Here is a 22,465-nt window from a genome sequence, read left to right on the forward strand (position 1 = left end):
CGCCCACCCCCGACGAGAGCGACGCACCGTGACCCGCACCCCCCTCCGCCGCCGAGCGGGCGTCGTCCTCGCCGCGACGACGGCCCTGGTGCTGCTGTGGACCGGCCCGGCGTCCGCCGACACCTCCCGGGCGTCGGCGATCGCGGCGTCCCTGGTGCTGGCCGGGGGCGGCGTCGCCTCCTCCGGGCAGGTCGCGGCCGACCACGACGGCCAGACCGGCACGTCGACCGGTGACAGCGCGCCCGCCCTGGGCGTCCTCGGCTCGCAGACGCTCATCACCTCCGGTGCGCTGGTGCAGAAGGCGGTGGCCCGGCCCGACGGGACCTCGGCCGCGTGCGCCGCGCTGGTCGGCGCCGGCGGCGGCATCACCATCGGTGCCGACGGTGCGTGCACCGTGGTCAAGGGCACCGGCGGGGTCCGGATCCGGCTGCTCGGGGTGGGTGGGGTGTCCCTGGGCGAGATCACCGCCGACGCCCTCTCCTCGCAGTGCACCGCCACCTCCGCCGGGGTCACGACCGCGAGCGCGGCCCTGGCCAACGCCCAGGCGACCGTCGTGCTGCCGATCGCGCTGGCCGCGAACCCGGTCGGCGGCGTCAGCGTGCCCCTGGGCGGGGTCGCCACCCTCCTGCTGGGTGGCCAGACCGCCCCGCAGGGCTCGGGCAGCGTCCGGGTCAGTGCCCTCTACGTGACACTGCTGGACTCGGTGGCCCGCATCGACATCGCCTCCGCGACCTGCGGGGTGAACGTGGCGACCCTGCCGGTCCCGGCCGTGCCCCTGTCGGGCTGGACCGCGGCCGCCGCCGGCGTGCTGGCCGTCTGGGGGGTGCTGGCGGCGCGCTGGGTACGCCGGCGCACCGGCGGTCCGGTGCTGCTCGCGTGACCCCCCGGGTGGCCGTGGTGATGGGCACCCGGCCGGAGATCATCAAGCTGGCCCCCGTCGTCGAGGCCCTGGGCCCCGTCGCGCGGCCGCTGTCCACCGGGCAGCACTGGGACGCCGACCTCACCGACGTCTTCTTCGCCGCGGTCGGCATGCACCGCCCGCCGCAGCCGGTGCAGGGCGTCGGCGGACGGGACCGCGCCGACCAGCTGGCGCTGATGCTGACCGGGCTGACCGACTGGTTCCGGGCCGACCGGCCCGACGCCGTCGTCGTCCAGGGCGACACGAACTCGGCCAACGCCGGGGCGCAGGCCGCGCACCACCTGGGGATCCCGGTGGTGCACGTCGAGGCGGGCCTGCGATCGCACGACCGGGCGATGCCCGAGGAGGTCAACCGCCTGGTCATCGGAGCGGTCGCCGACGTGCACTGCGCCGCCACGGCGGGCAACGCCGAGCACCTGCTGCGCGCCGGCACCCCCGCCGGCGCCGTGCACGTCACCGGCAACACCATCGTCGAGGCCACCCGGCGTGCCCTCCCGGGGCCCGGCAAGCGGGCTGCGGTGCAGGCCGCCCACGGGGTGCTGGCGGGGGAGTACGTGCTGGCCACGGTGCACCGCCCGGAGAACACCGACGACCCGGTGCGGCTGCAGGCGCTGCTGGGCTCCCTCGGCGGGCTGGGCCTGCCGGTGCTGCTGCCGCTGCACCCCCGCACCCGGGCGGCGCTGCTCACCGGCGGGTGTCTCGTCCCGCCCGCGGTGCACTGCACCGGGCCGGTGGACCACGCGACGTTCCTGGCCCTGGCCGCCGACGCCCGGCTGCTCGTCTCGGACTCCGGGGGCGTCCAGGAGGAGGTCACCGTGCTGGGCAAGCCGCTCGTCGTGGTGCGCACCAGCACCGAACGCCCGGAGTCCGTGGACGCCGGGTTCAGCGTGCTCGCCGCCCCCGACGGCGTCCTCGAGGCCGCCCGGTGGCTGCTGCGGCCGGGCTGGGCGGCCGTGCTGGCCGGTCGCAGCAGCCCCTTCGGGGACGGCCGGGCCGCCGAGCGGATCGCCGCGCTGACCCTGGGCGCCGTCCGGGCCCGCCGGCCCCTGCCGCTGGCCGTCGCGGTCTGACCGAGCGGGCTCCGGGCCCCCCCCACTCCTTGCACTCACCGGGGTCGAGTGCCAGACTCGCAGCTGGCACTCGGAGCACCTGAGTGCCAATCAGGTCGGACCGGTGAGGCACCGGCGCGTGGGCCGCAGGAGCGTCCACGGCGCGGGTGTCGTCCGTCGCGGGCACCGCCCGGCCAGCAGCGAGCCACGCATGGAGGACACCACCACATGGCCAAGATGATCGCCTTCGACGAAGAGGCCCGCCGCGGCCTCGAGCGGGGCATGAACACCCTCGCCGACGCCGTCAAGGTCACCCTCGGCCCCAAGGGCCGCAACGTCGTGCTGGAGAAGAAGTGGGGTGCCCCCACCATCACCAACGACGGTGTGAGCATCGCCAAGGAGATCGAGCTCGAGGACCCGTACGAGAAGATCGGGGCCGAGCTCGTCAAGGAGGTCGCCAAGAAGACCGACGACGTCGCGGGTGACGGCACCACCACCGCCACCGTGCTCGCCCAGGCCCTCGTCCGCGAGGGGCTGCGCAACGTCGCCGCCGGCGCGAACCCGATGGCCCTCAAGAAGGGCATCGAGAAGGCCGTCGCCGCCGTCTCGGAGTACCTCCTCTCGACCGCCAAGGACGTGGAGACCAAGGAGCAGATCGCTGCCACCGCCTCCATCTCCGCCGCTGACCCGGCCATCGGCGAGCTCATCGCCGAGGCGATGGACAAGGTCGGCAAGGAAGGCGTCATCACCGTCGAGGAGAGCAACACCTTCGGCCTCGAGCTCGAGCTCACCGAGGGCATGCGCTTCGACAAGGGCTACACCTCGCCCTACTTCGTGACCGACACCGAGCGCATGGAGGCCGTCCTCGACGACCCGTACGTGCTCGTCGTCAACTCCAAGATCAGCTCGGTCAAGGACCTGCTGCCGCTGCTGGAGAAGGTCATGCAGTCCGGCAAGGCCCTCATGATCATCTCCGAGGACGTCGAGGGCGAGGCCCTCGCGACCCTGGTGGTCAACAAGATCCGTGGCACCTTCAAGTCCGTCGCCGTCAAGGCCCCGGGCTTCGGTGACCGCCGCAAGGCCATGCTCGGCGACATCGCCATCCTCACCGGTGGCCAGGTCATCTCCGAGGAGGTCGGCCTCAAGCTGGAGAACGCCGGTCTCGACCTGCTCGGCCGCGCCCGCAAGGTCGTCGTCACCAAGGACGAGACCACCATCGTCGAGGGCGCCGGCGACACCGACCAGATCGCCGGTCGGGTCAACCAGATCCGTGCCGAGATCGAGAAGTCGGACTCCGACTACGACCGCGAGAAGCTCCAGGAGCGTCTGGCCAAGCTCGCCGGTGGCGTCGCCGTCATCAAGGCCGGTGCCGCGACCGAGGTCGAGCTCAAGGAGCGCAAGCACCGCATCGAGGACGCGGTGCGCAACGCCAAGGCCGCCGTCGAGGAGGGCATCGTCGCCGGAGGTGGCGTCGCGCTCGCGCAGGCCAGCTCCGTCTTCGAGAAGCTCGAGCTCACCGGCGACGAGGCCACCGGGGCGAACATCGTCCGCGTGGCGCTCGAGGCCCCGCTCAAGCAGATCGCGATCAACGCCGGCCTCGAGGGCGGCGTCGTGGCGGAGAAGGTCCGCAACTCCGAGATCGGCTGGGGCCTGAACGCGGCCTCCGGCGAGTACGTCGACCTGGTCGCCGCCGGCATCATCGACCCGGCCAAGGTCACCCGCTCCGCCCTGCAGAACGCCGCCTCCATCGCGGCTCTGTTCCTCACCACCGAGGCCGTCATCGCCGACAAGCCGGAGAAGTCCGCGCCGGCGATGCCGGGTGGCGACGGCGGCATGGGCGGCATGGACTTCTGAGTCCCGCCGCACCACCGTCGGCGTGAGCTGACACCTGCACCACGCACTGCCCGGACGGGGCGGTCTCCGCGAGGAGGCCGCCCCGTTCGGCGTCTCCCGGTGCAGGAACCCCCAGAGCCGGAAGGGTGACAAGGGCAGGCTAACCTCACCTGGTACCCGTCGGACCCACCCTGGAGCGCACCCCCTCATGAGCCGTCGTCCCCTGGCTGCCCTCGCCACCGCCGCACTGGCGCTGACCCTGACCGCCTGCGGCAGCTCCGAGGAGGAGACCCCGGCCGCCGGCGGCTCCTCGTCGTCCTCCGACGGCGCCTTCCCGGTGACCATCGAGCACACCTTCGGCGAGACCACGATCGAGGCCGAGCCCGAGCGCGTGGTGACCATCGGCTTCAACGAGCAGGACTTCGCGCTCGCCCTGGGCGTCACCCCGGTCGGCGTCCGCGAGTACCTGAGCTACGACGCGAACACCCGCCCGTGGGCGGTGGACCTGCTGCCCGACGAGCCGCTGCCGACGGTCGGTGCCGAGGAGCTGGACCTCGAGGCGATCGCGGCCCTGCAGCCCGACCTGATCCTGGGCGTCTACTCCTTCATCGACGAGAGCACCTACGAGCTGCTGTCGGAGATCGCCCCCACGGTGGCCGAGTCCGCCGACTACGAGCTGGGCGCCACCCCGTGGCAGGAGCAGACCCGGATGGACGGCGCCGCGCTGGGCAAGGCCGAGGAGGCCGACGCGCTGGTCGCCGACGTCGAGGGTGCCTTCGCCGACGCCCGCGAGGCCAACCCCTCCTTCGAGGGCCAGACCCTCGCGCTGGACTACTGGTTCGAGGGCACGCACGGCGCGCTGCCCGACACCGACCTGCGCATGCAGTTCTTCACCGAGCTGGGCTTCGTGGCGCCGGCGACCACCGGTTCCCTGTCGGCGGAGTCCCTGGACGCCCTCGACGGCGACGTCCTGGTCGCGGCGGGCACCGACCAGGCGGCGCTGCTGTCCGAGCCGCTGTTCGCCGCGCTGCCCGTGGTCAGCGAGGACCGCACCGTCTTCGTCGGCGGGTTCGACAAGCAGTTCCCGGCCGCCCTGGGCTTCACCAGCCCGCTGTCGCTGCCCTACGCGCTGGACCTGATCGTCCCGCCGCTGGCCGCCGCCGCCGACGGCGACCCGGCCACCCCGGTGGAGCAGATCACCATCTGAGTCCATCGCGCCGGTCAGGCCAGCCAGGCCGGGCCGGCCCGGGCCGGCAGAGGGACCTCTGCACCCCCTCCCACGCCGAGGACGGGGTGCAGAGGGCCCTATGCCCCCGCAGGGGCCTCGGCGAAGGTGACGCCGAGCTGGCCGGCGGCCTGCTCGAGCACCCGCATGACGGCGAGGGTGTCGGCCAGCGGCATGACGGCGGACTCGGTGCGGCCGGCCAGCACGCCTTCGTGCACCTCGGCGATCTCGTGGCTGTAGCCGGTGCCGGTGGCCGGCAGCGTGATCTCCTCGGGGTCCGCGCCGGCCCGGTGCAGCACGATCGTGGCCGGGTGGTGGAACCGGGGGAGCACGTCGACCCAGCCGCCGGTGCCGAACACCCGGGCCTGGCCGGGCAGGGCGTTGCGCAGCGAGGTGGTGAGGGTGGCGCTGCGGCCGTCGTCCCAGCCCAGCAGCAGGGCGGCCTCGGCGTCGACACCGGTGGGGAAGGTCGAGCCCACGGCGCGGACCTGGTCGGGGTCGCCGAGCAGCATCTGGGCGAAGGACACCACGTAGACCCCGAGGTCCAGCAGCGCGCCGCCGCCCAGCTCCTTGGCGAACAGCCGGTCCTCGGGGTCGAACTCGCGGGCCACGCCCAGGTCGGCCTGCACCGAGCGCACCTCGCCGATCGCGCCCTCGGCGATCAGCTCCCGCAGCCGGACGACGGCGGGCTGGAAGCGGGTCCACATCGCCTCCATGACGAAGACGCCGGCCTCGCGCGCGGCGTCCACGACCTGCTGGGTCCCGGCGACGGTGGCGGTGAAAGACTTCTCCACCAGCAGCGACTTGCCTGCGGCGATCGCCTGCAGGGCGATGGCGTGGTGCTGGGGGTGCGGGGTCGCCAGGTACAGCACGTCGACGTCGGGGTCGGCGACCAGCTCGTCGTAGGAGCCGTACGCGGTGGGGACGTCGTGCCGGTCGGCGAAGGCCTGAGCCCGGTCCAGCGACCGGGAGCCGACGGCGGTCACCCGAGCGCCCGGCACGTGCGGGAAGTCCCGCACGACGTTCTCGGCGATCCGGCCCGGTCCGACGATGCCCCAGCGGGTCTCTGTGCTCACCCGGACGACGGTAGCGGGGACCCGAAGCGCAGGAGGTTCCCGTCCGGGTCGATGTGCCAGCCCTCGCGGATGCCGTAGTCGGTGTCGACCGGGCCGCCGGTCCGCGGCACCTGGGCCCAGCGTCGGGCGAGGTCGTCGGCATCGGGCACGTGCAGGAACACCGCGGAGGCGCTCCGCAGCGGATCGTGGTCGGCCACGACGGACAGGTGCAGCTCCACCCCGGCCAGCGCGGCGAAGCCGTAGGTGTCGTCGTGCCGGCTCACCGTGCAGCCCAGGGCGGCGTAGTGCGCCAGCGCCCGGTCCAGGTCGGCCACCGGCAGGATCGGGCACGCCCGTACGTCGGTCATGCTGCGACGATGGCACGGTGGCCGTGCTGATCGACACCCCCGTGTGGCCCTGGCGTGGCCGGCTCTGGTCGCACCTGGTCAGCGACACCGACTACGACGAGCTGCACGCCTTCGTCGAGGCCGAGCTGGGCATCCCGCGGCGGGCGTTCCAGGGGGACCACTACGACGTCCCCGAGGAGCTGCACGCGGTCGCCGTCGCGGCCGGCGCGGAGTCGGTGTCGGCCCGGGAGCTGCTGTCCCGGTTGCTGGCCGCGGGTCTGCGGGTCAGGAAGCCGCGGCCCGCGCGGGGCTGACGCCGGTCAGTAGGTCTCCTCCGTGGTCGACCGGCGCACGGGTCCGCCCTCGTAGCCGTCGGTGCGCACCACCCGGCGGCGACGCGGCGCCCAGACGGCGAGTTCCACCACGATGGCCAGCGCGCCCACGCCCATCAGGATCCAGCCGACGACCCGAAGGTCCACGCCCTGGAGCTGGGCGGTCACCGCGAAGGTCAGGATGGCGCCGAGCGCGAGCAGGAAGATGCCGGTACCGAGTCTCATGGGTTCTCCTCGAGCGGGCCCGCCCGGGCTGGGGGACGTCGCGTCACGGTCCCGCCCAGCCGGTCGCCCCGCCACTCGACCACCCCGGAGGGGTCAGGCCCGGGCCCGCAGCAGGGTGAGCTCGGCGGTCAGGTTGGCCCGGGCCGGCTCGGTCCACAGCGCCGCCGTCCGCTCCAGCCGGTACAGCCGGGGGAGGGCCAGCAGCTGCTCGAGCACCGCGATCCGCCCGGCGGTGAACACGTCGTCGTCCAGGTGCGCGTACTCCTCGCGGACCGCGGAGGCGTAGGCGGCGTAGTGCTCCGGGGGACCGGCCAGCACCGCCAGGTCGGCGTCGCACAGCACGGCGCCGTCCGCGTCGTCGTCGGCGGGGTCGTGGCTCGTGGTGAGCAGCACCAGCCGGACGACCTCCTCGACCACGGCGTCGGGCACCAGACCGAGCAGTCCGATCCTGGCCCGGTCGGCGCTGACCTGCTCGTTGTCCGAGCGGCGGGGGTCGTAGGCCACGTCGTGGTACCAGGCGGCGAGGGCGACGGCCGTCGGGTCGGTGGCCGCGTCGGCCAGCTCGCCGACGATGCCCAGCACCGCAGCCAGGTGCGCGACGTCGTGGTAGCGCCGGTGCGGTTCGGCCCAGGCGCCCAGCACGGCGGCCCACTCGGTGCGCGACGTCGCGGAGTCCCCGGCGAGGGCCGCCCAGTCCTCGAAGGTCACACCCACGAGTGCACCCCGCACTCCCGCAGCGCGGTCAGGGCCAGCACCCGGGCGACGTGCTCGACGTCGGCCAGCGGGACCTGCTCGCGGGGCGCGTGTGCCAGGGCCAGGTCGCCGGGCCCGTAGTGCAGCGTCGGGACGCCGGCCGCGGCGTACAACCGCAGGTCGGTACCGGCGGGGACGGCGCGCTCGGCCGGCCGGGGACGGCCGGCGTCCACGGCGGCCTGCTGGACGGCGGGCAGCAGCGGCGAGCCCTGCGGCAGCTGCCCGCTGGCGAAGCTGCCCCCGACCCAGTCGACCCGCACCGGGTGCTCGGCCAGCCAGGGGTGGCCCGCGCTGAACCGGGCCAGGTGGCTCTCCAGGACACCGCGGGCGGTCTCCACCGGCTCGCCGACCCGCACCCCGTAGCGGCCCTCGGCGACCAGCCGGTCGGGCACGGTCGAGGACCAGTCGCCGGCCTGCACCGTCCCGATGGAGATGCCGTAGGGCAGCCGGGTGCCCAGGAAGAGGTCGACGTCGTCCTGCCGCTCGGCCTCCAGGGCCCGCAGCGCGGCGTGCACCTCGGCGAACAGCTCGACGGCGCTGACCCCGGCGTCCCGCATCGCGCCGTGCGCGGCGAGCCCGGTGACGGTGAGCCGGAAGGTCAGCGCGCCGGCGTTGGCGGTCATCACCGACCCCGCGGTCGGTTCGGGGATGACGCAGGCGTCGCCGCGGTGCCCGCGCTCCAGCGTCGCCCAGGCGCCGAGCCCGCCGTCCTCCTCGCCGACCACGCTGTGCACCGCCAGCGGGCGGACCAGCCGGACCCCCGTGGCGCTGACGGCGCGGACGGCGGCCAGCGCGGCCACCAGCCCGCCCTTCATGTCGCAGGTGCCGCGGCCGTGCAGGACGCCGTCGGCCAACCGCGGGGTGAACGGGTCCCCGGGCCACAGGGCCGGGTCCCCGGCCGGGACGACGTCGGAGTGCCCGCACAGCACCAGGGCCGGGTCGCCGTCCTGCACCCCGGGCAGGGTGCCGACGACGCCCCACGCCTCGGACCGCACGACCTCCTGGCCGGGGGCGTCCGGCGCGGTCGCGGCGGCCACCAGGTCGATGGGCCAGCGGTCGACGTCGGTGCCGGTGTCCTCCAGCCAGCCGGCGACCAGGTGCTGGGCGTCGGACTCCGCGTCGGTGCCGCCCACCGAGGGCACGGCCACCAGCTCTCGGAGCCGGTCGAGCAGCCACCCGGTGTCCAGGGCGTCCAGGACCCGGGCCTCCACCTCGCTCAGACCGGTCACGCGCGCCAGTCTGGCAGCCGTCCGCGGCGGCACTACGGTGCCTGCCATGTCCTCTCCGCCGCCCCCGCCGGGCTGGTACCCCGACCCCGCAGGCACCCCCGGCACCCGCTGGTGGGACGGCAACGGCTGGACCGAGCACGTCCAGCAGGCGGCCGGGCCGCCGCCGCCGGCGGGCCAGCCGGCACCCGCCCCGGTGCAGGTGCAGCAGGCACCGGCACAGCCGCAGCCGGGCCAGTACGGCGGCGCGCCGCCCCGTTCGCCGCTCTTCGAGCAGCCGACGCTCGTGGTCAACCAGAAGACGAAGTTGATCGAGCTGACCAACGAGTACTCGGTCTTCGACGCCAACGGCCAGCAGATCGGCGCCGTCGTCCAGGTGGGCCAGTCCGCGGCCAAGAAGGCGCTGCGCTTCGTCTCCCAGCTCGACCAGTTCCTCACGCACCAGCTCGAGGTCCGCGATGCCCACGGGGTGGTGTTGCACCTGACCCGGCCGGCGAAGCTGGTGAAGTCCAGGGTGCAGGTCTCCCGCGGGGACGGCACCCCGGTCGGGGAGATCGTGCAGGCCAACGTCTTCGGCAAGATCCGCTTCGACCTCGTCGTGGGCGGTCAGGTGGCCGGGGCGATCCAGGCCGAGAACTGGCGGGCCTGGGACTTCTCGATCACCGACCACACCGGACAGGAGGTCGCCCGGATCACCAAGAAGTGGGAGGGCTTCCTGCGGACGTCGTTCACCACCGCGGACAACTACGTCGTCCAGGTGCACCGCCGGCTGGAGGACCCGCTGGCCAGCCTCGTGGTCGCCAGCGCCCTGACCGTGGACACCGCGCTCAAGCAGGACGACCGCGGCTTCAACTGAGTCGGGGGGCTCGGTGGGGCGTACCCTGGGAGACGTCCGGGCCGGGCGACCTGTGTCCCCGGGCTCCACTGGATAACTGCCGCCGGGGAATACCGCTCTCACGAGGCTGGAGCCCCGGATGCGCAACTCGCCGCGAGGCGACCAGCGTCCGGTCCGGACCCCACCGCACGACGAAGGCCCCCTCCCGCACCGGGAGGGGGCCTTCGTCGTCAGGCCATCTGCACGAGGGACCTCTACTCGGTCTGGCCGAGCAGCCAGCCGTGCTCGCCGGCCAGCGCCGTCGCCTCGGCCGGACCCCACGAGTCCGGCTCGTAGGGGTGCACCTCGGGACGGTCGTCGAGGACCGGCTGCAGGGCCCGCCAGGTCTGGGCCAGGCCCTCGCTGGTGGTGAACAGCGACCGGTCGCCGGTGAGCACGTCGTGGATCAGCGAGACGTAGGGCGGCAGGGGGTCCCCGCCGGGGATCTTCGACAGGTCCAGCGAGACCCGGGCGGGGGCCATCGCCAGGTCGGGGCCGGGCCGCTTGGCCATCACGTCGATGTCGACGGCACCGGCGCCGGCCAGCGACAGGCTGATCACGTTGCCGTTGGCCGGCACGTCGTTGACCGGGCCCTTGGGCCGGTGCAGCACCAGGCTGACCCGCTGCTCCTTGGCCGCCATCCGCTTGCCGGTGCGCAGCAGGAACGGCACCCCGCGCCAGCGGCCGGAGTCGATGAACAGCCGCGCGGCCACGAAGGTGTCGGTGGTGCTGTCGTCCGGGACGCCGTCCAGGTCGCGGTAGCCCTCGAACTGGCCCAGGACGACGTCCTCGGGTGCCAGCGGCCGGAACGCGGCCAGCACGGACTCGCGGGCGGCGAGGATGTCGTCGGCGGCGAAGCTGACCGGCGGCTCCATGGCGACCTCGGCGGCGACCTGGAACAGGTGGGTGACCAGCATGTCCAGGGTGGCGCCGGTGCCGTCGTAGAAGTCGGCCCGGTCGGCGACGTCGAGGTCCTCGGGGACGTCGATCTGCACCTGGGCGACGTGCTCCCGGCTCCAGACGTGCTCGAAGAGGCCGTTGGCGAAGCGCAGCACGTGCAGGTCCTGGGTGCCCTCCTTGCCCAGGAAGTGGTCGATCCGGAAGACCTGCTGCTCGTCGAAGACCGAGTGCACGACCTCGTCGAGCTCGCGGAACCCGTCGGGGGAGGCGCCGTAGGGCTTCTCGTAGACCACCCGGGACCCCTCGGCGAGGCCGTGCTCACCCAGGGCCCTGGTGTAGTCCAGGAAGGCCTTGGGCGGCAGCGACAGGTAGTGCACCAGCTGGGCCTCCTCGCCCAGGTCCTCACGCGCCGCGGACACCGCGTCGAGCAGTGCGCCGGGGTCCTCGACGGTGAAGCCGCCGCCGGCGAAGCGCAGCCGGGTGACGAACTCGTCCCACGGGCCGTCGTCGGGCGAGGGGCCGAACTCCTCCAGGGCACCCCGGACGTGGTCGACGAAGTCCTCGTCGGAGCGCTCGCCGCGGCCGCTGCCGACCAACCGCCAGTCCGGGGGCAGCAGGCCGTGCTGGGCGAGCTGGAAGAAGGCCGGCAGCACCATCCGGCGCGCGAGGTCGCCGGTGGCCCCGAACAGCACGAAGACGGTGGGCGGGGACGTGCGGTCGCTCGTCGCGTTCTCGGTCACGGTGCTCCTCTCACGTCCACCGGCGGGCGGCCGGCGGACTCCGGGCCCACTGTGCCCCGCCCACCTGGGACTACGCGCAGCGCCTCCGATGAGACTGCTCTCATGTCGGGCTCATGTGGGTCTCGGGAGCGCTGCGCACGATCGGTGACATGACCTCCTCCCGCATGCTCCTCGCTCTGCCGGCCGTGGCCGGCCTGCTCGTCCTCTCCGCCTGCGGGTCCGACGACGACGCCGTGGGCGTCGCCTCCGTCGCCTCCAGCGGCTCCAGCAGCGCCTCCTCCGCGGCATCCTCGGCAGGTTCCTCCTCGGACGCCTCGGCCTCCCAGGGCGCCGGCGGCTCGGCCGCCGCCATCGACTTCCAGGACCAGTCCGGTGGCGGTGACACCGCCGTCGTCGCCCGTGTCTCTGCCCCCGAGGCCGGCTTCGTCGTCGTCCGCGTCGACGACGACGACCGCAGCGACGACAACACCGTGCTGGGCAGCACCTCCGTCGACGCCGGGGTGAGCACCGACGTGCAGGTCGACCTCGCCCCGCCGCTGGACGGTGACGCCGACCTCGAGGCGACCCTGTACGCCGACACCGACGCAAGCGGCAGCTTCGACGAGGGCACCGACCAGCCCGTCGCCGAGCCGGAGGACGCCGACGACGACAACGACGACGACGGCACCGACGACGACGTGGTCGACGACGGCGCGGAGTACGTCGTCAACTGAGCCACCCGGGCGGGAGCTGGGTCCCGTCGGTGAGCGAGCTGAGTCCTGGGTCACTACGGTGGCTCGCGACCCAGCGCCCACCGACGGGAGTCCCACCGTGAGCAGCACCGTCCAGCGGCAGCCCGACACCGAGCAGCACAAGCTGCCGGTGAAGACCCTGGTGTCGGCCAGCATCGGCAATGCCGTGGAGTGGTTCGACTGGACGGTCTACGCGACCTTCGTCGTCTACTTCGCGGGCCAGTTCTTCCCCGCCGAGAACGACGCGCTGGCCCTGATCGGCGCGACGTCGACGTACGCGCTGGCCTTCTTCTTCCGCCCGCTCGGCGGCTACGTGCTGGGCCGCTTCGCCGACCTCAAGGGCCGCAAGGCCGGCATGCTGGTCACGATCCTGCTGATGGCCGGCGGCTCGCTGGTCATCGCCGTCCTGCCGACCTACGAGCAGGTCGGCTGGCTGGCCCCGATCCTGCTGCTGCTGGCCCGCATCGCCCAGGGCATGAGCCTGGGCGGTGAGGTCTCCAACGCCTCGGCCTACCTCGCCGAGATCGCCCCGCCGGCCCGCCGCGGCCGCTACTCGGCGTTCTTCTACATCTCCACCGGCACCGCGCTGCTGCTGGCCTCGCTGATGGGCGTGCTGCTCACCACGGTGCTCACCGAGGACCAGCTGCAGGCCTACGGCTGGCGGATCGCGTTCGGCGTCGGTGGCCTGCTGGGCTTCGTGGGCCTGTGGTTGCGCCGGTCGCTGGCCGAGACCGACCAGTTCGAGGAGAACGCAGCCAAGGCCCGGGCCACCAAGAACCCGTTGATGCAGACCATCCGGGACCACCCGCGGGCGGTGTTGCAGCTGTGCGCCTTCACGCTGCTGTCCACGCTGAGCTACTACACGTTCTTCTCCGCGCTGACCCCGTTCGCGATCAACTTCCGCGGCGCCGACGGCAACCAGGTCTTCATCGCCCTCAGCATCGGCACGGCCCTGTTCGTCGCGTTGTGCTACCCGCTGGGCGCGCTGTCGGACCGGGTCGGGCGCAAGCCGCAGATGCTGGTGTGGTCCGGGGCGATGGCGGTGCTCATCATCCCGCTGTCGTTCCTGGTGCGCGACGACCTCTTCTCGCTGATCGTCGTCTTCTGCGTGGGCCTGGGGCTGTACGCGATGATGGCCTCGCTGGCCCCTGCGGTGATGAGCGAGCTGTTCCCCACGGAGCTGCGGGCCACCGGCATCGGGTCCTGGTACAACCTCACGGTCGCGCTCTTCGGCGGCACGGCACCGCTGGTGATCACGGCGCTGTCCGACGCCGGGCACCCGGTGTTCTTCTTCGTCTACGTGGCCGTCGCCGCAGCCATCGCCTTCGGCGTCATCCTCACCCTGCGCGAGACCAAGGGCACCGAGCTGACCTGACGCGGCATCGAGTGCGGAGCAGTGCCGGTCACGGGAGCCTGCTGACCGGCACTGCTCCGCACTCGACGACCGAGGGCACTGCCACCATGACGCGGTGAGTTCCCGGACGGCCGTGTGGGCCGGCACCCTGGCCGCGGCCCCGCTGTGGGCGGTCGTCGAGCGGGCCGAGGCCGGCCCGTACCTGCGCCGGGACGCCGACCGGTTCGCCGCCTGCCTGCGCCGTCCCGACGTCGCCGAGCTCTCGCCCCGCGCCCGGTTCGGCTGGCTGGTCGCCCGGCACCCGGAGTTCCGCTCGCTGGTGCACTACCGGCTGACCCCGCTGCCGTGGCCGGTGCGCGCCCTGCTGCGCGCGCTGTGGCGCCCGCTGCCCACGCTGCACCTGGGGGCCGCCGTCATCGGCCCGGGGCTGTTCATCGAGCACGGCTTCGCCACCACGCTGACCGCTTCGGCTGTCGGGGCCGACTGCTGGGTCAACCAGCAGGTGACCGTCGGGCACACCCGGCACGGTCAGCCCGTCATCGGCGACCGGGTGCGCATCGGGGCGGGCGCCGTCGTCGTCGGCCCGGTGCGCGTGGGGGACGACGCGGTGGTCGGGGCCAACGCCACCGTCGTGCAGGACGTGCCGGCCGGCGCCGTCATGCTCGCCCCGCTCGCCGTGCCCCGTCCCCCCAGCTGATCCGACGCCGGGAGGGAACCGGGGTCAGAGCATCGTGCGCAGGCGCTCCCGGCGCATGCGCAGCACGTCCACCGACGCCGAGGCCGAGGGCGGCCCGGGCACCGACTGGCGCAGCTGGGTGTGCACGACGGCGTGCGGGGTGGAGGTGCGGGCCGAGACGCGGGAGACCAGCCGGTTGATCTCGCGGCGGAGCTCGGCGGCGTCGCGCCAGCCCTTGGTCTCCTCCTCCAGCGGCTCGTCGACGACCATGAAGTCGCTGCCGTCGTCGTCCCGGTGGCTGGCCGCGATGCGGATCCGCAGGTCGTCGTCGCGCTTGCTCAGCAGCTCGGCGGTCTGCTCGGGGGTGAGCAGGCCGGGGATGCCGACGAAGTCCTCCTCGTCGGGGGCCAGCGCCGGCCGGTTGCCCGCCCCGGTGTGCGCGGTGCCGCCGTGCAGGACGTGCGCGAAGCGGGCGTCGGCCTCCAGGGCCTCCCACTTCTGCAGCTCGCCCTCGCGGGCCTCCTTCTCGGGGACGTCGAGGTCGAGGGCCTCGAGGTCCTCCTCGGTCCGCTTGGGCGGGGGCATGACGTGGTTGCGCTCGGTCTCCATCGCCGCGGCCAGCGCCAGCAGCGGCCGGACGGCGGGCAGGAAGACGGTGGCGGACTCGCGCGGGTCCCGGGCGCGGACGACGCGGCCGACGGCCTGGGCGAAGAACAGCGGCGTCCGGTAGGACGTCATCCAGGCCAGCACGGCGGCGCGGGGGATGTCGACGCCCTCGGAGACCATCCGCACGCAGACGGCGATCCGGGCCGAGCCGGTGGCGAACCGCTCGATCTTCTTCGACGCCTTGGGGTCGTCGGACAGGATCAGCTCGGGTGCCTTGCCGGTGATCCGCCGGACGATCTTGGCGTAGGCGCGGGCGTCGTCCTGGTCGGAGGCGAGCACCAGCCCGGCGGCGTCGGGGATGCCGTGCTCGCGCAGGTGGGTGATCCGCTCGTCCATCGCGGCGATGACGTGCGGCACCCACTGGCCCTTGGGGTCCAGCACGGTGCGCCAGGCGGCCATCTCGACGGACTTGGTGCCGGCCTCGGTGAGCGAGGCGGCGACGACCTCGCCGGCGGAGTTCCGCCAGCGCGCGGTGCCGGTGTAGGCGGCGAAGACGACCGGCCGGACGACGCTGTCGGCCAGCGCCTCCTTGTAGCCGTAGGTGTAGTCGGCGCGGGAGGCCAGCCCGACGCCGCGCTCGCCGTCATCGGCCTCGAAGACGTCCTCCTCGTAGCGCACGAAGGGGATCCGCTCGTCGGCCTTGGTGCGGAAGGGCGTCCCGGTCAGGCACAGCCGGCGGCGGGCGCTGCCGAAGGCCTCGGCGACGGCCTCGCCCCAGGACAGACCGTCCCCGGCGTGGTGGATCTCGTCCAGGATGACCAGCGTCTTCACCGAGGTGGACCGCGCCGCGTGCAGCATCGGCTTGCCGGCGACCTGGGCGTAGGTGGTCACGTAGCCCGAGGTGCCCGCGCGGACCGGGCCGACGGCGTTGGTCAGGCCGGGGTCCAGCACGATGCCCGCCCGGTCGGCGGCGTCGGCCCACTGCAGGCGCAGGTGGTCGGTCGGGGCGACGACGACGACCCGGGCGATCTCGCGGCGCTGCAGCAGCCGGGAGGCCAGCGTCAGGGCGAACGTCGTCTTGCCGGCGCCGGGGGTCGCGGTGACCAGGAAGTCCTTGGGGGAGGACTCCTCGTAGCGCTCGAGAGCCAGCTGCTGCCACGCGCGGAGCGGGCGTGCGCCGGCGGCGTAGACGGGTGCGGGGGAGGCCATGACGGCGTCCAATATGCCTGGCGATCGGGAGACACGCCCAGCCCGGGGCGGCCTTTCGTGTGCCGCCCCCGGTCGTGTACAGGCGTGCGCCGCAGCGCGCTGACCAGGCACTTCACCCGGGTCCCACCGCCGGTGTGGCCAGCGTCTCCTGCTCCCGGGCGAGCCGGACGGTCAGTCGGTGGTGGGCTCCTCCACCCAGTCGGGGCCGTTGACCTCGCCGCGGCCGGCCAGGTCGGCGGCGTCGACGATCGTGTAGGCGTAGCCCTGCTCGGCCAGGAAGCGCTGGCGGTGCGCGGAGTACTCGCTGTCCAGGGTGTCCCGGCTGACCACGGTGTAGAAGTGCGCCGTCCGGCCGTCGGCCTTGGGGCGCAGCACCCGGCCCAGCCGCTGGGCCTCCTCCTGCCGGGAGCCGAACGTGCCCGACACCTGGACGGCGACGGCGGCCTCGGGCAGGTCGATGGAGAAGTTCGCGACCTTGGAGACGACGAGGGTCTTGATCTCCCCGGTGCGGAAGTCGCCGAACAGGCGCTCGCGCTCCTTGTTCGTCGTCGACCCCTGGATCACCGGCGCGTCCAGCGCGACGCCGAGCTCCTCCAGCTGGTCCAGGTAGGCGCCGATGACCAGCTTCTGCTCCTCGGGGTGCCGCTCCAGGATGCGCCGGATGACCGGCATCTTGGACTGCGCGGTGGCCGCGATGCGGTACCGCTCCTCGGGCTCGGCGACCGCGTAGGTCATCCGCTCCTCGTCGTCCAGGGACACCCGGACCTCGATGCACTCGGCCGGGGCGATGTAGCCCTGCGCCTCGATGTCGCGCCACGGGGCGTCGTAGCGGTTGGGCCCGATCAGGGAGAAGACGTCGTCCTCACGGCCGTCCTCGCGCACCAGCGTGGCGGTGAGGCCCAGCCGGCGGCGGGACTGCAGGTCGGCGGTGAGCCGGAAGATCGGCGCGGGCAGCAGGTGCACCTCGTCGTAGACGATCAGGCCCCAGTCCTGGGCGTCGAAGAGGTCCAGGTGCCGGTACTCGCCCTTCCGGCGGGTGGTGATCACCTGGTAGGTCGCGATGGTGACCGGCCGGATCTCCTTGCGCTCCCCGGAGTACTCGCCGATCTCGTCCTCGGTGAGCGTGGTGCGGGCGATGAGCTCGCGCTTCCACTGCCGCCCGGCCACGGTGTTGGTGACCAGGATCAGCGTCGTCGCCTTGGCCTGCGCCATGGCCGCGGCACCGACCAGGGTCTTCCCGGCCCCGCAGGGCAGCACGACGACACCGGACCCGCCGGCCCAGAAGCCGTCCACGGCCTCCTGCTGGTAGTCCCGCAGGTGCCAGTCGGCCTGGTCCAGCTCGATCGGGTGCGCCTGGCCGTCGACGTAGCCGGCGAGGTCCTCGGCCGGCCAGCCGACCTTGAGCAGCGCCTGCTTGAGCCGGCCGCGCTCGGAGGGGTTCACCACGAAGGTGTCGTCGTCGATGCGGTGGCTCAGCATCGGGGCGACCTTCTTGCTGCGCGAGACCTCGGTGAGCACAGCCCGGTCGGTGGTGGTCAGCACCAGGCCGTGCACCGGGTTGGTGGACAGCGTGAGCCGGCCGTAGCGGTCCATCGTGTCGGCGACGTCGACCAGCAGGGCGTGCGGCACCGGGTACCGGCTGTAGCGCACCAGGGCGTCCACGACCTGCTCGGCGTCGTGGCCCGCGGCGCGCGCGTTCCACAGCGCCAGCGGGGTGACCCGGTAGGTGTGCACGTGCTCCGGCGAGCGCTCCAGCTCGGCGAAGGGTGCGATCGCGGCCCGACACTCCTTGGACTGGGGGTGGTCGACCTCCAGCAGCAGGGTCTTGTCGGACTGCACGATCAGGGGTCCGTCGCTCACGTGTGTCCTTCGGCTGGGAGCAGGTACTCCACGGTAACCACCGGTACCGACAGGTTGCTCCCGCCGCTTGCGGTGCCGCGGGTCACCGTGCCGTCATCGGGTCGCGTCACGACGCGACCCGATGACTGCAGAGTGACCCGCTGTGCGGTTCAGACCCAGGCGGTCCGGCGCAGCGGGGGCTGCGCCCCGCCGGGCTTGACCGCCAGCACCTGGTCCACGCCCATCGCGCCCTTCTCGAAGGCCAGCGCGCAGGCGGCCATGTACAGCCGCCAGACCCGGGCCCGCCCCTCGCTGGTGGCGGCGACGGCGGCGTCCCAGTGCTCCTCCAGCAGCGCCACCCAGGCGCGCAGGGTGAGCGCGTAGTGCCGGCGCAGCGCCTCGACGTCGACGACCTCCAGGCCGCCGGCCTCGACGGCGCCCACCATCTCGCCCAGCCCCAGCAGCTCGCCGTCGGGGAAGACGTAGCGGGCGATGAAGGAGTCCTCGTCCCAGGCGGCGTCCCCGGCGTTCCAGGCGATCGCGTGGTTGAGCAGCCGACCGCCCGGGCGCAGCAGCCCGGCCAGTCGCGCGACGTACTCGGGCAGCCGGGCCCGGCCGACGTGCTCGGCCATGCCGATGGAGCTGATCGCGTCGAAGGGGCCGTCCTCGACAGCGCGGTAGTCCTGCACCCGGATCTCGACCCTGTCGGTCAGCCCGGCCTCGGCGACCCGCTTGCGGGCCAGGGTGGCCTGCTCCTCGGAGATGGTGACGCCGACGACGGTGGCGCCGTACCGCCCGGCCGCGTGGACGGCCATCGAGCCCCAGCCGCACCCCACGTCCAGCAGCCGGCTGCCCTCGGTGAGCCCGAGCTTGCGGCAGACCAGGTCCAGCTTGGCCTCCTGCGCCGCGTCCAGCCCGACGTCGGGGCTGTCCCAGACCGCACAGCTGTAGACCATCGAGGGGCCCAGCACGAGCTCGTAGAAGTCGTTGCCGACGTCGTAGTGGTGGGCGATGGCCGCGGCGTCCCGGCGTCGGGTGTGCCGCAGGCCGTGCCGGCCCAGGTCGGCCTCCTCGGCCGGGGGAGCGGGCTCCGGGCCGACGGCGCCGAGCCCCAGCGCGGTGCGCGCGAGCACCAGCCGGTCGGCCACCGTGGCCGGGCGCATCGTGCCGGTCTCGGACAGCTTGCCGACCGAGCTCAGTGCCGCGAACGTGTCGAAGACGTCGTCCTCGAGGTCGATGTCGCCGGCGACGTAGGCGCGCCCCAGGCCGAGCTGCCCGGGGGACCAGAGCAGGCGGCGCAACGCCCGTCGGTCGCGGACGGCGAGCACGGGCGCGCCGGGCGGCCCGGCCGTCGAGCCGTCCCACCCGCGCAGCCGCACCGGCAGCTCCGTGGTGTCCAGGACGGTGCCGAGCACCGTCGCCAACCGGTCTGCGACGGTCCGTCGCTGTGCCATGTCCGTGGTCCTTCGTCCGCGCTGGTCCCGCATTGTTGCAAGCACCAACGACGTCCAAGTCGATCACGACCCCGGCCATTCCGACACCCGGTCAGTCGGTGGGGTCCTCCACCAGTGCGACCGAGGTGATCCGGTGGACGGCGAACGTCCGGGACTCCCCGCGGCCCTCGTCGAACCCCTGCAGGAACCCGCCCATCAGCGACGTGGGCCGCACGACGCGCTGGCTCCCGGTGCCCTGCGCGTCCACGTAGCCCAACCAGACCGCCAGCTGCTCGCGGACCGCGCGGGTCAGCAGCTCCAGCGTGCCCGCCGTCGTCACGCCCGGGGGGCGGCTCAGCGGCTCGACCCGCCGGGCGGCCAGTGCGGCGTCTCCGGCGCGGACCTCGCGGACGGTGGCCTCCACCTCGGCCGGGGCCAGTCCGCGCGGGCCAGCCGGCAGCGTCGTCCCGGGACGGCGGCCGGCGGCGCGCGGCTTGGCCGGCGGCCGGGTCAGGACCGCGCCGCCCGAGGACTCCCCGGCCGGGGCGTACCCGGCGGTGCGCAGCACGGCGAGCACCTCGTCGGCCTGCAGCCCGCTGACCAGCACGCCCGGGGCCAGCCGGCGCAGCTCGGCGCCGGCGCTGCGCTTGTCCGACAGCACCTGGGACAGCAGCCCGTGGTCGTCGCTGCGGACGTAGCACTCGATCGCACCGACCCGCAGCCGGCCGTGCTGGCGGGCGACGTCGTCGACGAGGAAGTCCAGCGCCTGGGGCACCGGGGTGCGGGAGGCGCGGGTGAAGAAGTCGTGCAGCTCGGTGGCCGACCAGCCGCTGTCCAGGGCGCGCCGGATGCTGGCGTCGCTGACCCGGTAGACCGTGGCGCCACCGGAGGACTCGACGTCGGCGACGGCGGACAGCGTGGTGGCCAGCTCCGCGACGAGCGGCCCCGGCGCGATGAGCGACAGGTCGGGTTGGGCGAGCACGTGGTCGACCGGCTCGGGCAGCAGGCCGCGCATGCCGTCGGCGGCGCCGTCGGCACCGCCGGTGAGCAGGCCCCGGCCACCGCTGGACAGCACCCCGCCCACGACGACGCCCAGGCGACCGGCCTCGGCCACCAGCGCGGGGACCGGGGCCAGCCGGTCGGCCCGCCGGGGGGTGCGCCAGCGCAGCATCGCGACCAGGTCGTCGGGACCCAGGCCGCGGCCGGGCGGGTACTCGGCCAGCGCGGCGAGGGCGGACCGGCGGATGGCGGGCGCCGTCTGCCGGACGACGTCGGGGGACAGCACGTTGACCGTCTTGCCCGCCACGTCCTTCTGCCCGACCAACGAGATCAGCCGGATCGAGTCCAGCCAGCCCTCGACGAGCACGGCCCACCGGTCGGGCAGGTCCAGCTCGCGCCAGGCGTCGTAGGCCCGGGTGGGCAGCCACTCGTCGCGCTGGGCGCCACCCACGTCCAGCAGGCCGGAGGCGTGCGCGAGCTCGACGTGGAACGCGGCCTCGGCCTCGCCGACGCCGAGCGCCTTGGCCAGCCGCTTGTGGTCGCGCACGCTGAGCCCGCCGCTGCGCAGCAGGCCGGCCGGCTCGTCCTCCAGGGCGACCAGCAGCTCGGTGACCCGCCCGACGACCTCCAGGGCGGCGCCGGCGGCCTGCCGGTCGACGACGGCGGGGTCCCGCTCCACGACGGCCGGCTCGGGGCGCACCCGGGGCGGGCCGTAGGGCCGGTCGCCACGCAGCGCCAGGCCCAGTTCGCGGGGCAGCTCCACGTTGACCGCGTCCACCCGGGCCAGCAGCCCGCGGCGCAGCAGCCGCCGGGCGGGGGAGTCCGCGCCCGCGCTGCGGTCCTCGGGCAGGTGGCCGACGGGTCGGTCGCCGGCCAGTCGCTCCAGCACGGCCAGCTCGTCCTCGTCGAGGGAGGCCAGCACCTCGGGGACGTCGGCCGGGGGCGGGGTGCGCAGGTCGCTGCCGCGCCGGCCCAGCCCGGCCGGGTGCCGGACCGCGCGGCGCACCGGCTCGGGGGCGTGCAGCTCGTCGTCGCCCCACAGCAGCGCGCGGTCGGTGAGCGTGGCCAGCGCGCCGTCCACGGTCGCGGCCGGGACCGCCGGCAGCGCGGCGGTGATCCCCGCCCGGGACAGCCCGTCGGTCTCGGCCAGCAGCACCACGTCGAGCACCTGGAGGGTGGCGGCGTCCAGGTCGTCCAGGGCGCGGTCCACCGACACCGGGACAGCGAGCCGGGTCGCCAGCGCCACGACGTCGGCCGGTGCCGGGCGGGCGACGTCGGGCCGCAGGGTCAGCAGGGTGGCCAGCTCGTCGTCCGAGCGGGTGCGCAGCCACGCGGCGAGCGTGGCGGGTCGGGCTGACTCCTCGGTCCTGGCCATCCCGTCCACGCTACGTGCCGGGCGGGGGTGACAGCATCGCGAGCGTGTCCAGCGCCCTCGACGACCCGCAGACCCGCACCGACCTGGCCGCCACCCGGGCCGGCGCGCTGCGCTGGCTCGGTGGCGGCGCGGTGGCCGTGGTGCTCGGGGTGCTGGTCGGCGTCGCCACGGCACGGGTGACCCGGGACGGCGGTGAACGCGTCCCCGGTGCCGGGCTCCTCGTGCTCGTCCTGGTGCTGCTGGGTCTGTGCGCCCTCGTGGTCGGCGTCGGCTCCTACGTCCGCGTCACCGCCTGGACCCGCGGCCTGGGCCGCACGACCTGGCAGCCGGGCCGGCTGCGGATCGCCGGACCCGCAGCCCTGCGCGTCGAGCCCACCGGCGGCGGCGAGGACGTCGACCTCCAGCTGCTGTCCACCGCCACCTGGCGCACCCGGGCCGTGCAGCGCCTGGCCGACGCCGACGTCCGGATCGCCCGGGTGGGGGACCGCCGGTGGGTGCTGACCGCGGACGGTGCGGGGACGGTCTACGGCGCGAAGGAACTGTGACCCGCCCCGGCGCGCAGGAGAGGATGTGCAGGTGGATGCCGTGAGAGGGATCGTCACCGGGCTCGTCGTCTTCGTCGTCGTCTTCGTGCTGGCGGTCGTGATGAGCGTCGGTCCCGTGGGCACGGGCATCGCCGCCGCCGCAGCCCTCACCGCGGGGTTGATGACGGCCCGCGCGTCGCGCGGGACCGGCCGGGTGGACGGTCCCGACCCCGACTGAGCC

General features: G+C 74.2%; 21 protein-coding genes. 11 read left to right on the forward strand and 10 right to left on the reverse strand.

Translation table 11 applies throughout. The features are described 5' to 3' along the window. Window positions 1–28 precede the first annotated feature (28 nt). The 4 genes from AC0IVP_RS19335 (at window position 29) to AC0IVP_RS19350 (ending at window position 5,008) form a co-directional block, all read left to right on the forward strand. The gene (locus tag AC0IVP_RS19335; protein WP_471758683.1) at window positions 29–880 is read left to right on the forward strand and encodes a hypothetical protein; all 852 of its coding nucleotides are present in this window, start codon (window positions 29–31) and stop codon (window positions 878–880) included. Further along, the gene (gene wecB / locus AC0IVP_RS19340; RefSeq protein WP_471758685.1) at window positions 877–1,989 is read left to right on the forward strand and encodes a non-hydrolyzing UDP-N-acetylglucosamine 2-epimerase; all 1,113 of its coding nucleotides are present in this window, start codon (window positions 877–879) and stop codon (window positions 1,987–1,989) included. Before AC0IVP_RS19335 ends, wecB begins: the two co-directional genes overlap by 4 nt. Before the next feature lie 207 nt (window positions 1,990–2,196). Continuing rightward, on the forward strand, window positions 2,197–3,822 hold the full coding sequence (groL, locus tag AC0IVP_RS19345; protein WP_056293375.1) for a chaperonin GroEL: 1,626 nt from the start codon (window positions 2,197–2,199) through the stop codon (window positions 3,820–3,822). A 187-nt stretch (window positions 3,823–4,009) separates the two neighbouring features. Beyond that, window positions 4,010–5,008, forward strand: coding sequence for an iron-siderophore ABC transporter substrate-binding protein (locus tag AC0IVP_RS19350; protein ID WP_471758687.1), 999 nt, complete (start codon window positions 4,010–4,012; stop codon window positions 5,006–5,008). Window positions 5,009–5,106: 98 nt separating this feature from the next. Here the strand turns inward: AC0IVP_RS19350 and AC0IVP_RS19355 are convergent, their stop codons facing one another. Both AC0IVP_RS19355 and AC0IVP_RS19360 read right to left on the reverse strand, forming a co-directional pair. Then, complete coding sequence (locus AC0IVP_RS19355) at window positions 5,107–6,102, reverse strand: Gfo/Idh/MocA family protein (protein WP_471758689.1); 996 nt, start codon at window positions 6,100–6,102, stop codon at window positions 5,107–5,109. Further along, on the reverse strand, window positions 6,099–6,449 hold the full coding sequence (locus AC0IVP_RS19360; RefSeq protein WP_471758691.1) for a bleomycin resistance protein: 351 nt from the start codon (window positions 6,447–6,449) through the stop codon (window positions 6,099–6,101). Before AC0IVP_RS19360 ends, AC0IVP_RS19355 begins: the two co-directional genes overlap by 4 nt. A gap of 17 nt (window positions 6,450–6,466) precedes the next feature. Between AC0IVP_RS19360 and AC0IVP_RS19365 the strand changes: the two genes are divergently transcribed. Beyond that, window positions 6,467–6,742, forward strand: a complete 276-nt coding sequence (locus tag AC0IVP_RS19365; protein WP_471758693.1) for a DUF4031 domain-containing protein — start codon at window positions 6,467–6,469, stop codon at window positions 6,740–6,742. A gap of 6 nt (window positions 6,743–6,748) precedes the next feature. On the opposite strand, the gene AC0IVP_RS19370 is transcribed toward AC0IVP_RS19365, so the two are convergent. The 3 genes from AC0IVP_RS19370 to AC0IVP_RS19380 form a co-directional block, all read right to left on the reverse strand. Next, a complete protein-coding gene (locus AC0IVP_RS19370) occupies window positions 6,749–6,985 on the reverse strand; it encodes a DUF6458 family protein (RefSeq protein WP_471758695.1) in 237 nt (78 codons plus the stop codon). Between the two features lie 93 nt (window positions 6,986–7,078). Further along, complete coding sequence (locus tag AC0IVP_RS19375; protein ID WP_471758697.1) at window positions 7,079–7,693, reverse strand: HD domain-containing protein; 615 nt, start codon at window positions 7,691–7,693, stop codon at window positions 7,079–7,081. Continuing rightward, window positions 7,690–8,967 carry an ArgE/DapE family deacylase gene (locus tag AC0IVP_RS19380; RefSeq protein ID WP_471758699.1) on the reverse strand — a complete coding sequence of 426 codons (1,278 nt, stop codon included), beginning with the start codon at window positions 8,965–8,967 and terminating at the stop codon, window positions 7,690–7,692. The genes AC0IVP_RS19375 and AC0IVP_RS19380 overlap by 4 nt, the downstream gene beginning before the upstream one ends. A gap of 46 nt (window positions 8,968–9,013) precedes the next feature. On the opposite strand from AC0IVP_RS19380, the gene AC0IVP_RS19385 reads away from it, so the two are divergent. Then, a complete protein-coding gene (locus tag AC0IVP_RS19385) occupies window positions 9,014–9,820 on the forward strand; it encodes an LURP-one-related family protein (RefSeq protein ID WP_471758701.1) in 807 nt (268 codons plus the stop codon). A 233-nt stretch (window positions 9,821–10,053) separates the two neighbouring features. Here the strand turns inward: AC0IVP_RS19385 and AC0IVP_RS19390 are convergent, their stop codons facing one another. Continuing rightward, entirely contained in the window at window positions 10,054–11,478 is a 1,425-nt protein-coding gene (locus AC0IVP_RS19390; RefSeq protein WP_471758703.1) for a glucose-6-phosphate dehydrogenase, read from the reverse strand. A gap of 149 nt (window positions 11,479–11,627) precedes the next feature. On the opposite strand from AC0IVP_RS19390, the gene AC0IVP_RS19395 reads away from it, so the two are divergent. The 3 genes from AC0IVP_RS19395 to AC0IVP_RS19405 all read left to right on the forward strand — a co-directional run bounded on the left by AC0IVP_RS19395 (window position 11,628) and on the right by AC0IVP_RS19405 (window position 14,260). Further along, window positions 11,628–12,191 (forward strand): DUF7282 domain-containing protein, encoded by a 564-nt coding sequence (locus AC0IVP_RS19395; RefSeq protein ID WP_471758705.1) that lies wholly within the window; start codon window positions 11,628–11,630, stop codon window positions 12,189–12,191. 97 nt (window positions 12,192–12,288) lie between these two features. Beyond that, the gene (locus AC0IVP_RS19400; protein ID WP_056293342.1) at window positions 12,289–13,584 is read left to right on the forward strand and encodes an MFS transporter; all 1,296 of its coding nucleotides are present in this window, start codon (window positions 12,289–12,291) and stop codon (window positions 13,582–13,584) included. A gap of 94 nt (window positions 13,585–13,678) precedes the next feature. Continuing rightward, window positions 13,679–14,260, forward strand: coding sequence for a serine acetyltransferase (locus tag AC0IVP_RS19405; protein ID WP_471758707.1), 582 nt, complete (start codon window positions 13,679–13,681; stop codon window positions 14,258–14,260). Window positions 14,261–14,284: 24 nt separating this feature from the next. On the opposite strand, the gene AC0IVP_RS19410 is transcribed toward AC0IVP_RS19405, so the two are convergent. From AC0IVP_RS19410 to AC0IVP_RS19425, 4 genes are all read right to left on the reverse strand, one after another. After that, the gene (locus AC0IVP_RS19410) at window positions 14,285–16,054 is read right to left on the reverse strand and encodes a DEAD/DEAH box helicase (RefSeq protein ID WP_056293339.1); all 1,770 of its coding nucleotides are present in this window, start codon (window positions 16,052–16,054) and stop codon (window positions 14,285–14,287) included. Window positions 16,055–16,225: 171 nt separating this feature from the next. After that, complete coding sequence (locus tag AC0IVP_RS19415; RefSeq protein ID WP_471758709.1) at window positions 16,226–17,914, reverse strand: DNA repair helicase XPB; 1,689 nt, start codon at window positions 17,912–17,914, stop codon at window positions 16,226–16,228. A gap of 149 nt (window positions 17,915–18,063) precedes the next feature. After that, complete coding sequence (locus tag AC0IVP_RS19420; protein ID WP_471758711.1) at window positions 18,064–19,347, reverse strand: class I SAM-dependent methyltransferase; 1,284 nt, start codon at window positions 19,345–19,347, stop codon at window positions 18,064–18,066. Window positions 19,348–19,438: 91 nt separating this feature from the next. Then, window positions 19,439–21,700, reverse strand: coding sequence for a helicase C-terminal domain-containing protein (locus AC0IVP_RS19425; protein ID WP_056293334.1), 2,262 nt, complete (start codon window positions 21,698–21,700; stop codon window positions 19,439–19,441). A gap of 44 nt (window positions 21,701–21,744) precedes the next feature. On the opposite strand from AC0IVP_RS19425, the gene AC0IVP_RS19430 reads away from it, so the two are divergent. Then, window positions 21,745–22,245: a hypothetical protein gene (locus AC0IVP_RS19430; protein ID WP_056294784.1), complete on the forward strand. Its 501-nt coding sequence runs from the start codon at window positions 21,745–21,747 to the stop codon at window positions 22,243–22,245. Window positions 22,246–22,276: 31 nt separating this feature from the next. Then, window positions 22,277–22,462: a hypothetical protein gene (locus AC0IVP_RS19435; RefSeq protein WP_157519242.1), complete on the forward strand. Its 186-nt coding sequence runs from the start codon at window positions 22,277–22,279 to the stop codon at window positions 22,460–22,462. Window positions 22,463–22,465: the final 3 nt, after the last annotated feature.

This window comes from Klenkia sp. AC732, from assembly GCF_979256525.1.